This is a genomic window from Stenotrophomonas sp. TWI602 (assembly GCF_039674045.1).
GTDB lineage: Bacteria > Pseudomonadota > Gammaproteobacteria > Xanthomonadales > Xanthomonadaceae > Stenotrophomonas.
Genome location: NZ_JBDJMT010000026.1, coordinates 1 through 12,412, shown reverse-complemented (window position 1 = coordinate 12,412; position 12,412 = coordinate 1). Strand labels below are relative to the sequence as shown.

Genomic DNA, 12,412 nt, shown 5'->3' with positions numbered 1-12,412 from the left:
GTCAGCGCGGGGCGTCAGCGAAGTCCTTGAGGATTTCGCCGACGCCGGACGGCGAGATTTCAAAGCCCAGCGAGGTGCCCGGATTGATCACCACGCCGTAGCCGCCGGGGACGCGCTTGAGCACCTCCAGCATCAGCATGCGGATGGTATGCGGGGCCTGCTGACTGTGGAAACCGACGCGGCTCATATCGGTGAACACGGACACGTGCAGCACGCCCTGCTTGTCGAACAGCAGCGGATCGAAACCGCTGCCATCCGGCGTCACCAGGCTGCCGGTGAGCAACACCACCTCGGAGGCGACGAAGGCCTTCATGAACAGGCCGATCGGCAGCTGACCGTCCATCGCGGTCTTGAGCAGCGTTTCGATCGGGGTCTGGGGCGCAGCGTCGTTCATGGAATGCGGGGGTGTGGGTGGGGGCCGCTAGTGTACCGCCGGGCGTGTCGGGAGCCGGCCAGCGGCCGGCACTACAGGCTGGCCGGATCGCCGATCAGGTAGAGATGGAACCGCGGGTCATCGTCGGCCAGCGCGACGTGGGGCAGACCAAGACGCGGCAGGGTCCGCAGCCAGTGGGCATGCGCAGCCACGTCGCCGCGGAACACTGCGAGCAGCCATTGCCCCTCGCCGGGACGCACCAGTGCGTTGACCACATACGCGGCCAACCCTTGCCGCCGGTACTTGGGCAGCACGAAGAGGTCGGCCAGTTCAGGATAGTGGTGGCCGTCCCGTTCCACCCGGTCCACCAGCACGAAGCCGGCGAGCGCCTCGTCGACGAACAACAACCGCGCCCACTGCGGGGCGTTGCGCAGGGAGGCCTCGACATCGCTCCGATCACAGTCGAACAGGCCGTCGGAGCGTACTTCTTCTCCGCTCCAGGCCGACGCCTCGAAGTAGTAGAACTGCATCAGATGGAACAGGCGTTCGGCGTCGTCGGGCGTTGCGGGGCGCAGGGACAGGCGTGACATGGAAAGCGTACTCGGAAGGACCGCAGTGCGCGATCGCGAGCCCGATTGTAGTGCCCGGCCCACCGCGAACGGCAGACCGGGCATTCCCCGGCTACTTCGCCAGGCGTTTCGTGCGGGCCTGCTGGTCCTCCATCGCCGCCTTCAACTGTTGCTGTAGCGCTGTCTGGTCGACCTGCGCATCCAGCACGAACACGCGCACGCCATGCGCAGGCACCTCGGCCTTCAGTGCGCCGGTGACCGTCTGGCTGGCGCCACCCAGCGCGTCGCGCCAGGTCCCGGCCTGCAGATAGCGGCGCACCTCGACGGTGCGGGCGGTGTCGCCCTTGTTGAGCAGGACCAGGGCGGTCTGTGCGGTATCGCCCTGCTGCAGCACGCGGAAGAACACCGCTTCATCGCCCTGCAGCCGCTCGTTGACCTGCAGACCACGCTGCAGTGCGGGTGTGGCCTCACGCAGCTTGGCGATGCGCTGCAGCCGCGCATAGATCGGGCTGTTCGGCGCGTTGTTGACGCGCTGCTGGCCGAAGTAGGCGCGGTTGCCGGCATGCTCGGCACGGCTGCGCATGAAGCCGGTTTCCGAGCCGTAATAGATCACCGGAATGCCGCGCGCGGTGAACAACCAGTTGTGGGCGTCGATGAACCCTGCATCGCTGGCATCCAGCCGGGCCATGTCGTGGTTGTCGTAGAAACTCATCAGCTCATACGGATTGGCGTACGGCCCATCCAGCAGGTGAAGCGGCTCGGCCAGGGTCTCAAAGCCTTTCTGCTCCCTGCCGAACACGGACGACAGGGCGCCGCGCAGCGGGAAGTCGAGCACGCTGACGTTCGCGTTGGCCGGCCAGGTGTGCTCGGCGATCTTGCTGGCGTCGTAGTCGAACGCTTCGCCGAACATGAACATGCCGGGATGCTCGGCCCGGATGCGGTTGACGAAGGCATGCCACCACGGGTGTGGCAGCCAGCCGATGGTGTCGATGCGCAGCGCATCCACGCCCTGCGCGGTCCACTGCAGGTAAGCGCCGACCAGATAGTCCATCACCGCCGGGTTGTGCTCGTTGAAGTCGGACAGCTCGGCCAGGTTGCCGTCGAAGATCGAGCCGTCCTTGCCGTCGACCGGGCCAATGTTGTTGTAGAACGCATGCAGCGGGTTATGGAGCGGGTCCAGCTGCTGCGGCGGGAGGTTCTGATGGTCGGCGATCAAGCGGCCGTCCTTGTCGAAGATCTGCCCGAACTGCGGCTGCGCCACCGGCATCGTCCACGCGGGCGAGCCATGGTTGCCGACGATATCCAGCACTACCTTCAGGTCGGCGGCATGCAGGCCGCGGGTGAACGCGGCAAAGTCCAGGTCCTTGCTCGGCAGATGCTCGTCGAGCGTGTAGAAGTTGACGCCCCAGTAGCCGTGGTAGCCGGTCTTGCCACGGTCGGTCAGCGTGCTGGTGCAGCTGATCGGCTTGCTGCCAGTGAAGGCCTGGTCCGGGTTGTCGATGATCGGGGTGATCCACACTGCGCCGAAGCCCAGTTTGCGGATGTACGCGGCATTGTCGAGCACGCCCTTGAAGTCGCCGCCGAGGTAGCCGATGTTGCCATCGACCTTGTCCGGGCAGGGCACCGGGATATCGAAGGTGGGATGCGCCCCGCCCTGGTCGCGGTGGTCGTTGGACGGATCGCCATTGACGAAGCGGTCGGTGACCACGAAGTAGACCGCCTGGCTGGCGAACGGCTCGCGCGTGCCGACATAGTCCGGGCGTTCGATGGCCAGGGCGGGGCTGGCGGACAGCGCGAATGACAGGGCCAGCGACAACGACGAATACCGGGGCATCAGACAACCTCCTGTTGGGATGGCACATACAGCACGCATAGACCGGCCAGCAGCAGGCTGCCACCCCCGAGTGCGAGCACGTGCATCGGATCGCCGCCCAGCCAGGTGCGCAGCAGGAAGCCAAGCGCACTGGCCGCGACCAGCTGCGGGATCACGATGAAGAAATTGAACAGGCCCATGTAGATGCCCATCTTGGCCGCCGGCACGCTGTCGGACAGCAGTGCATACGGCAACGAGAGGATCGACGCCCAGGCGAAACCGACGCCGACCATCGACAGCAGCAGCCAGTGCGGATCACGGATGAACAGCATCGAGATCAACCCCAGCCCGCCCAGCCACAGGTTGACCAGGTGGCTCCAGCGCAGCCCCAGTGAGCGCACCATCAGCGGGATCAGCAGCGCGGCCAATGCCGCGAAGCCGTTGTAGGCACCGAACAGTACGCCGACCCAGTTGGCGCCCTCGTTGTAGGCGGCAGAGCCGGTATCGGTGGAACCAAAATGGGTGCCGGCGACGGCGGCGGTGGCGTAGATCCACATCGCGAACAGCGCGAACCACGAGAAGAACTGCACCCAGGCCAGGCGACGCATGGTGCGCGGCATCGCACGCAGGTCGTCGACGATGGTGGCCAGCATGTTCGCCCCCGGCACGCAGCGCGCCACACCCAGCAGCACGCCATAGGCGATGCACAGGCCAGCCAGCACATACAGCATGCGGTCACCCTGCCGCGCCGCGATGGCGGCGGCCAGCACGATGCCCACCGCCACCCAGCCGCCGATCTGTGCCCGCGGCGGCGGTCCAGCCACACGTGCACTCTGGTGCACGGCGGACGGCTCGGCATCATCGAAGCTGGCCAGCTCGGCCGGCGAGTATTCCCGGGTGCTGACCACGGTCCAGGTGATCGCCGCGAGCAGCACCGCCGCCCCGAAGTAGAACGCGTAGCGCACGGTATCGGGCACCTGCCCTGCGGCCGCCGTGTTGGCCACGCCGAGGTGGGCCAGGATGAAAGGCAGGAAGCTGGCGACGATCGCACCGATGCCGATGAAGAAGCTCTGCATCGCAAAGCCGGTCGGCCGTTGCCGGGGGGCCAGCTGATCCCCGACGAACGCGCGGAACGGCTCCATCGATACGTTGATCGAGGCATCCAGCACCCACAGCGTGCCGGCCGCAATCCACAACGTCGGCGAATTCGGCATCACCAGCAGAGCCAGCGTGGTCAGTACCGCACCTATCATGAAGAACGGGCGGCGGCGGCCCCAGCGCGTCCAGGTGCGGTCGGACAGGTAGCCGATCACCGGCTGCACCAGCAGGCCGGTCAGCGGCGCGGCGATCCACAGCCCAGGCACCGCATCCATCGGGGCGCCAAGGGTCTCGAAGATGCGGCTGGCATTGGCGTTCTGCAGGGCAAAGCCGAACTGGATGCCGAGGAAGCCGAAGCACATGTTCCAGATCTGCCAGAACGACAGCGTCGGTTTGGGCGAACGGCTCATGGGCGCGGCTCCGGCGAGGCTGCGACCGGCATCAGGGTCAGCGCGGACACGCGGGCCTGATTGAGCACGCCCTCACTGCCGCCCTTGCCGCCGTTGTACTGCGCGAAGTGGGTCAACGCACTCATGTTGAAGCCCTCGTCCAACGTGACGCGGCAGGCGCGTGCCGGCAGCTCGAATTCAACCGCCGTGGAGCCCTGTTCGCCCACGCTGTGCGGCATCACGATGGGGCGGCGCTGCTCCGGTTGACCCTCGCATTGCAGCACCAGCGTCTTCACCGCTGCAGTCACGCCGGTGTTGATCGGGCCGTTGGGGTTGTCGTAGCGCAGGCGTGCACGCCAGCGGCCGGCGGTCGGTGCGATCCACTGCCAGTGCGTGTCGCCGGCCAGCACCTGCTGCGGGCCGATGCAGGTCATCGGGCTGTGCAGCGATTCCAGCGCGCCCTCCCGGCGGGTCAGGCTCAGGCAGTGACTGGCACCGTCCCGGGCAATCGTGGCGACACCCCGTGTGGGCGCCAGCGTCTGGCCGTCGCGCCACAGCACGTGCCCGGCAGGCACCGTGATCTGCCAGCCCGCCGTCGTTTCGCGCGGCACCGGGGTGGCCGGGGTGGCCGGGGCGAACACCGCCGAGGGACGCAGGATGGCCGGTGATGGCGTCGCCCCCGTCGCATGCAACGGCACCAGCTGCACTGTGGTGGTGCTGCCGTCGCGCTGGATATCACCCGCCACCAGCAGCTCGCCGGCAAGCTGCTTCGGTCGCACCAGTACATACCGCTGTTTGCCATCGTCCAGGCGGATGCGGTCATGCGCACCGAACAGCGTCGGCACCAGCGACACCGGCAGCTTCGGCGCGATGCGGCCATCGTCTTCCACGCCGAACACCCCTTCCAGCACCATCGAGAGGTACCCGGCCACCGACCACAGCTGCCGCGGCGAATTGACTACCGGGCCGCTGAGGGCGCCTTCATCGACATGCACGGCCAGCGTGCGCATCTCGTAGTTCTCCATGTTGGAACCGGCCAGCGCGGTGCCGCGCATCAGCGATTCGATCTCCATGGCAATGCGCGGGGCATCGTCCAACCGGCGCGCTGCCCGCAGCGAGTACGCGCTGACGAAGGGCCAGATGCCGCGGTTGTGGTAGATCGGCTGCTGCGCTTCCTGCGGCCAGACCACCGGGCTGCCACCGGCCACGGCCGGGTAATTCGCCAGCGCGCGGCGTGCGCGATCGGCCGGAAACACATCGGCCAGCACGCCCAGCGAGAGCGCGAGCAGGTCGTACTTGGCGTACGGCACCGGGTGGGCCGCCTCGCCGATGTAGCTCATGTACTGGCCAGCCTCCTCGCGCCAGAAGCGTGCGTCGATCTGGCGGGCCAGCGCATCGGCCCATTCGCCATACGTGGTGGCGCGCGCGTCGCCGCGCTGGCGTGCCAGCTGCTCGGCCAGTCGCAGCGCCTGGTAATGCAGCACGTTGGTGGAGAGCGCGAAGGACTCGCCGATGAAGCGCACATCCTCGCGGGTCCAGTCCGGATAGGTCTGCTCGCGCCAATCCAGGAACGAAGTCTCGCCGCGATACAGGCCGATCCGCGCCTCGAACACCGCCTCGCGATCCTGTGCCAGGGTGGCCTGCAGTGCCTGCCAGACCTGCTCGGCAAAGGCCGCGTCATCCAGCAGCCCACGTGCGGCCAGGAACCACACCACGCGGTCGCTGCTGATCGGCCAGCTGCCACCGGAGCCGGTGTCCTGCGCCACGAACAGACCGGGCGTATGCCCATCGCGTGCGGTGGACAGCTTGAACCGCAGCGACTGGCGCGTGCGTACGGGATCCAGACGCGACAGCGCCAGATCGGCGGCGAAGCTCACATCGCGGGTCCACACATAGGGCCAGCGCTCGCCGGTCTGGAAGCATTCGCAGTCCACGGGCTTACCGTGATTGAAGGCCGGGTCGCGGATCGCATCCACGCGGTCGGCATCCATCTCCTGCTGGGCCAGCCCGAACAGCGCATCGAACAGCACACTGCCGGTCTCGCTGCGCATCGGCTGCGCGTTGACGCGCACCTCGCCCTGCGGTGCGTGCAGACGGTAGCCACCTTCAGCGGCGGTCTCGGCACGCGCATGGCGGCCATCGAAGTCCAGGTCGGCCGCACGTGCGGTGGACCCCATCGCTGCCCCGAGGGCAACGGTCAGGCAGATCATCTTCAGCATCGAAGTGGCGAACCGGCTCGCGCCTGTTGCCTCCCTCCCCTTTGCTCGCGTTGTAGGTCCGCACCGCCTCGCGGCAATGCGCTCGCGGCCCCCTCCCAGGGTGCCTTGGGCCCATGGTAGACGGCACGCCGCAGCCTGCATCGAGCTGCATACGTATTCATGGCCAGGGCGGTCGGCAATCGTGACCGCATCGCTATAGTCCGGGGGTGTTTTCGGCCGCCTTGGGAGGGGAAATGCCGTCACTGTCGCATCCAACAAACGGGCCTTTCGCACGTTGTCGCCGGCCCCTGCTCGGCTGGATCCTCTGCGCATTCAGCGCCACCGTCTCGGCGGAACCGGTCACTGTCGCCAACGTCGAGTCGCCCGGCAAGGTCCTGCGCGTGTCGCTGCAACTGGACGGCGGCAACCCCAGCTATCGGGTTGAACGTTTCGGCGAGGCCGTGGTGGACAGCTCCAAGCTCGGCTTCCAGCTGCGCGATGGCCGCCTGGACCGGGATCTCGCCGTGGTGGGCCAGCAGTCGCGCAGCGTCGATGAAACCTGGGAACAGCCCTGGGGCGAGCGCCGGCTGACCCGCAATCACTTCAACGAAGTCGTCGTGCAGCTGGCCGAACGCAGCGGCGCCAAGCGCCGCATCGATGTGGTGTTCCGGGTCTATGACGACGGCCTCGGCTTTCGCTACCACTTCCCCGAGCAGCCGGGCATGCGCGAGGCGATCATCGACGATGAGCTGACCGAGTTCGCGATCGCGCCGACCTCCACCGCCTGGTGGATTCCGGCCGGTGAGCCGATTCACTACGAATATCTCTACCAGCGCACGCCGCTGGATCAGGTGCCGCTGGCACATACGCCGATGACGCTGCGCAGCCGCGATGGCCTGCATGTCGCCATCCACGAAGCCGCGCTGGTGGACTACGCCGGCATGTGGCTGCGCCGCACCGACGGCCAACGCCTGCGCGCGCAGCTGTCGCCCTCGGCCGAGGGCTGGAAAGTGCGGCGGAACCTGCCCTTCGACACCCCCTGGCGCACGCTGCAGATCAGCGACACCGCCGGCGGGCTGGTCGAATCCAGCCTGATCCTCAACCTCAACGAACCCAATGTGCTGGGCGACGTCAGCTGGGTAAAGCCTTCCAAGTACCTGGGCGTGTGGTGGTCGATGCATCTGGATGAGGAGAGCTGGGCCACCGGCCCGCGGCACGCCGCGACCACCGCCAAGACCCGACGCGTGATCGACTTCGCCGCCCGGCATGGCTTCCGTGGCGTACTGGTGGAAGGCTGGAATCCCGGCTGGAACGGTGAATGGGTCGGCAATGGTTATGCCTTCGATTTCACCCGGCCCACCGCGGACTTCGATATCGAGGCACTGTCGGCTTACGGCGCGAAGAAGGGCGTACACCTGATCGGCCACCATGAAACCGGCTGCGCGATCGAACACTACGAAGATCAGCTGGGCGCGGCGTTGGATCTGTATGCGCGGCTGGGCGTGGATGCATTCAAGAGCGGCTATGTCTGCGATGACGGCCAGGTCGACCGTCGCAACCCGGCCGGTGGGCCGCTGTGGCGCGAGTGGCACGACGGCCAGTTCATGGCCCGCCATCACCTCAAGGTGGTGCAGGAAGCAGCCAAGCGGCATATCGCGGTGAATCCGCACGAGCCGATCAAGGACACCGGCCTGCGCCGCACCTACCCGAACTGGATCACCCGCGAAGGCGCGCGTGGCATGGAGTACAACGCCTGGGGCCAACCGCCGAACCCGCCCGAGCACGAGGTCAACCTGGTGTTCACCCGGATGCTGTCCGGGCCAATGGATTACACCCCCGGCATCCTGAGTCTGAAGGGCCGCGGCGGTCAGGCGATCCCCAGCACGCTGGCCCGGCAGCTCGCGCTGTACGTGACGATCTACAGCCCAATCCAGATGGCGGCCGACCTGCCCGAGCACTACGAGCAGCACCGCGAAGCCTTCCGCTTCATCGAGGACGTCGCGGTGGACTGGGACGACAGCCGCGTGCTCAACGGCGAGGTGGGCGACTACGTCACCATCGTGCGCAAGGACCGCCACAGCCGCGACTGGTTCCTGGGCAGCATCACCGATGAACACGGCCGCGTGCTCCCGGTCTCGCTGGGCTTCCTGGCGCCGGGTGTGCGCTACCGCGCGGAGATCTACCGCGATGGCGACGGCGCGGATTTCCGCCGCAATCCCTTCGCCTTCGTGCGCGAAACGCGCGAGGTCACCAGCGCCGATGCGCTGACGCTGGTGCTTGCACCGGGCGGCGGCCAGGCGATCCGCTTTACCCCGTTGTAAGTCGCTCAGCCAGCGCCGCGTGCGTGGATGCGGCGTGCCGACCGACGGTCGGCGCCTACCGGGCGCGTGTACGCCGGTGCGGCTGCAATAACGCACCTGTAATCGCTTCCAACGCTGCAAACGTCATTGAATACGTATGCAGGGTGATTCCCACAGCCGATGCGCTGCCTACCATAGCCACGCAGTCAACGGCCACCGCGCCATGACGCTCCCGGGTCCTCCGGGCAACCAAAAAATCGATTGGCAACATTGCCTGGGAGGGGAAAATGTTGAACCGCAAGCGCAGCGCGCTGAGTCTCGCGCTGGCCGTCGCCCTGACGCCGTTGATGGCGTCGGCGCAGACCGCCGAACCCAGTACCACCACTGCACGGACCGGCACCGCGGCGACCAATCTGGACACCGTCCAGGTCACCGGCATCCGCCGCGGCATCGAGAACGCGATCGCGATCAAGCAGGACGCGACCTCGGTGGTCGAAGCGATTTCGGCCGAGGACATCGGCAAGCTGCCCGACGTGAGCATCGCCGAATCGCTGGGCCGCCTGCCCGGTCTGGCCGCCCAGCGGGTGGCCGGGCGTGCCCAGGTGATCAGCGTGCGCGGCCTGTCGCCCGACTTTGCCACCACGCTGCTCAATGGACGCGAAGTGGTCAGCACCGGTGACAACCGCAGCGTCGAGTTCGATCAGTACCCCTCGGAGCTGGTCAACGGCGTGACCGTGTACAAGACCCCGGACGCCGCCCTGGTCGGCCAGGGCCTGTCGGGCACCATCGACATGCAGACCGTGCGCCCGCTGAGCTTCGCCGAGCGCGTGATCGCGATCAGCGGCCGCTACCAGAAGAGCTCGCTGGGCAAGGCCGCCAATGTCGATCCGTACGGCAACCGTTTCAGCGCCAGCTACATCGACCAGTTCCTCGACAACACCTTGGGCATCTCGATCGGCTACGCGCACAGCGACATGCCCATCCAGGAGAACCAGGTCGGGCTGTACGAACCGTGGACCACCGAGCAGACCGACCAGGGCAATCGCCCCGGCCTGGCCCCGGGCACGGTGTTCTCCGACGGCATCAAGGCGCTGCGCCGCACCGGTAACAACGAGCGCGACGGCGTGATGGCCACCGTCCAGTTCCGCCCGTCGAACGTGTGGACCAGCACCCTGGATGCGTTCCACACCGAAGCCGAGCAGATCGATACTGCCAACCAGTTCGAGGTCAATCTCAGCAACTACAACGGCGGCTATACCCCGGGCCTGCTGATCACCAACCCGCAGATCAACGCCGATGGCACCTTCGCCGGCGGCGTGGCGACCGGCGTGTATCCGCTGGTGCGCGGCATGTACAACAAGCGCAAGGACAAGATCGACGCGTTCGGCTGGAACAACGAGTTCAACTTCGAGCGGGTCAAGGTTGTCGCCGATGTGAACTACTCCAAGGCCACGCGCAACGAACTGAACCTGGAAAACAACCTGCAGCTCACGCCGATGCCGCAGCTGGATTCGGTCGGGGTGGTGGTCAAGCCGGACGGGTTCTCGCAGATCAGCCCGGGGCTGGACTATTCCAACCCGGACGCGCTGTTCCTGACCAACACCATCTACGGCTCCGGCTACGGCAAGGTGCCGATGGTCGAAGACCGCCTGAAGGGCGCCCGCCTGCAGGCCACCTTTGCGATGCCCGATTCGCTGCCGTGGTTCTCCGATGTGGACGTGGGCGTGAACTACGCCGACCGCCGCAAGGACAAGACCCAGGCCGAGGGCAACATCCTGCTCGGCGACCAGGGCGATGCCAACATCGCCGGTGACCTGCAGTACGCACCGGTCAACCTGGGCTTCGCCGGCATCGGCTACATCCCCGCCTGGAACGTCCCGGCCGCGGTGGACCGCTACATGGTCTTCAACCCGGTCACCAACCTGGACTACCTGATTCCCAAGGCCTGGACGGTGCAGGAAAAGACCAGCACCGCCTGGATCCGCGCCAACATCAACACCGACCTGGGCGAGGTGGGCCTGCGCGGCAACATCGGCGTGCAGATGGTGCGCACCGACCAGAGCTCGCAGTCCAACTACTTCGACCGCTCGCGTCCGGACGGCCAGAACATCCTGCCGATCGATGACGGCAAGACCTACACCGATTGGCTGCCGAGCTTGAACCTGGCCTTCATGTTCCCGCACCAGCAGACGCTGCGTTTCGCCGTGGCCAAGCAGGTGGCACGCCCGCGCGTGGACCAGATGCGCGCCGGCCTGGAGTTCGGCGTGGACACCGCCACCGGCAAGCCCGGCGGCAGCGGCGGCAACCCGCTGCTGGATCCGTGGCGCGCCAATGCGATCGATCTGTCCTACGAAAAGTACTTCGGTGAAAAGGCGTATGTGGCGGCTGCGGTGTTCTTCAAGGATCTCAAGTCCTACGTCTACACGCAGTCGCGCGATGACTACGACTTCAGCGATCTGCTGGCCAGCTACGTACCGCCGCCGGGCATGATCGTGCCGGTGCTGCCGACCGGCACCTTCTCGGCCCCGCAGAACGGCCAGGGTGGCAAGCTCAAGGGCCTGGAGCTGACCGCCTCGTTCCCGCTGGAGATGCTGACCGAGACCTTGCGTGGCTTCGGCGTGCAGGCCAGTGCGACGTTCAACGACAGCGACATCAAGATCCTGGATCCGGAAAGCGCGTCCAGCGTGGGCAGCGATCCGATCAGCCTGCCCGGCCTGTCCGAGCGCGTGTACAACTTCACGGCGTACTACGAGCGCAGTGGGTTCGAGGCCCGCGTGAGCCAACGCCGCCGTTCGGATTTCATCGGTGAGATCGGCAACTTCAACGGCAACCGGACGCTGCGGTATGTGGTCGGTGAGAACGTGACGGATGCGCAGGTCAGCTACACCTTCGCGGACAGCAGCAGTCTGCATGGGCTGACGCTGTTGCTGCAGGGAAGCAATCTGACCAACGAGCCGTATCGCACCTACGCTGGCACAAAGGATCGACCGCTGGAGTACGTGGAGTGGGGCCGCACGTACATGCTGGGTGTGAACTACAAGTTCTGATTTTGCGCTTGTCAGCGACTTAGTGGTGACATCGAAAACCCGCTGCTTGTGCAGCGGGTTTTTTGTTGGTTTACCCCGCCCCCTCAAAAGCGTTAGTGCCGACTGTCCGTGGCCTGGTCGGGGGTGTGTGGGTTCGCGGGACGCGCCGTAAACCCATCCATGGGGGCTCGTGAGCCGCATCCCTGCGGCACAACGGTCCCGCCAACCCACACACCCCCGCCCTTCGACAGGTGGTTGGTTGCCATGGCAGTGCAGTGCGAAGCGAAGCGAAGCGAAGCAACGCAACGCGACGCGACGCGGCGGAGGATCGAACGCGGTATCTGCGGTTAGGGCCAGCTCGAGCAGTTCCGCCGCCTCGACACTTTTGACCGTGCCGACCACGTCGAACGCCCCGATTTCCCTGACCGCCCGGACTGTTCCGCTCCCACCGACCAGACCGATCAACCCGATCATCTCGACCGCGCTGGCCGATCCAACCATTGCGCATGCTTCAGCTGCTAGCGTCGCTTTTCCCTTGCGCACCAGCCCATTGTCAAAGGGCGGGCACGGGTGGGTTGGCGGGACCATGAGCGCCATGGATGGCGCGACATGAGCATACACGGACGTACTTGCGGCGGGTCCCGCC

General features: G+C 66.5%; 7 protein-coding genes. 2 read left to right on the top strand and 5 right to left on the bottom strand.

Going from position 1 to position 12,412, the window contains the following annotated elements:
* Position 1 precedes the first annotated feature (1 nt).
* The 5 genes from ABE483_RS16710 to ABE483_RS16690 all read right to left on the bottom strand — a co-directional run bounded on the left by ABE483_RS16710 (position 2) and on the right by ABE483_RS16690 (position 6,461).
* Complete coding sequence (locus ABE483_RS16710; protein WP_346463897.1) at positions 2–394, bottom strand: SseB family protein; 393 nt, start codon at positions 392–394, stop codon at positions 2–4.
* A 71-nt stretch (positions 395–465) separates the two neighbouring features.
* Positions 466–963, bottom strand: a complete 498-nt coding sequence (locus tag ABE483_RS16705) for a GNAT family N-acetyltransferase (protein WP_346463896.1) — start codon at positions 961–963, stop codon at positions 466–468.
* Positions 964–1,054: 91 nt separating this feature from the next.
* Positions 1,055–2,776 (bottom strand): alpha-amylase family glycosyl hydrolase, encoded by a 1,722-nt coding sequence (locus ABE483_RS16700; RefSeq protein ID WP_346482074.1) that lies wholly within the window; start codon positions 2,774–2,776, stop codon positions 1,055–1,057.
* Positions 2,776–4,263, bottom strand: coding sequence for an MFS transporter (locus ABE483_RS16695; RefSeq protein ID WP_346482073.1), 1,488 nt, complete (start codon positions 4,261–4,263; stop codon positions 2,776–2,778). The genes ABE483_RS16700 and ABE483_RS16695 overlap by 1 nt, the downstream gene beginning before the upstream one ends.
* Entirely contained in the window at positions 4,260–6,461 is a 2,202-nt protein-coding gene (locus tag ABE483_RS16690; RefSeq protein WP_346482072.1) for a Six-hairpin glycosidase-like protein, read from the bottom strand. The genes ABE483_RS16695 and ABE483_RS16690 overlap by 4 nt, the downstream gene beginning before the upstream one ends.
* Before the next feature lie 233 nt (positions 6,462–6,694).
* On the opposite strand from ABE483_RS16690, the gene ABE483_RS16685 reads away from it, so the two are divergent.
* Positions 6,695–8,761, top strand: a complete 2,067-nt coding sequence (locus ABE483_RS16685; RefSeq protein ID WP_346482071.1) for a glycoside hydrolase family 97 protein — start codon at positions 6,695–6,697, stop codon at positions 8,759–8,761.
* 266 nt (positions 8,762–9,027) lie between these two features.
* A complete protein-coding gene (locus tag ABE483_RS16680; protein ID WP_313217511.1) occupies positions 9,028–11,787 on the top strand; it encodes a TonB-dependent receptor in 2,760 nt (919 codons plus the stop codon).
* Positions 11,788–12,412 lie beyond the last annotated feature (625 nt).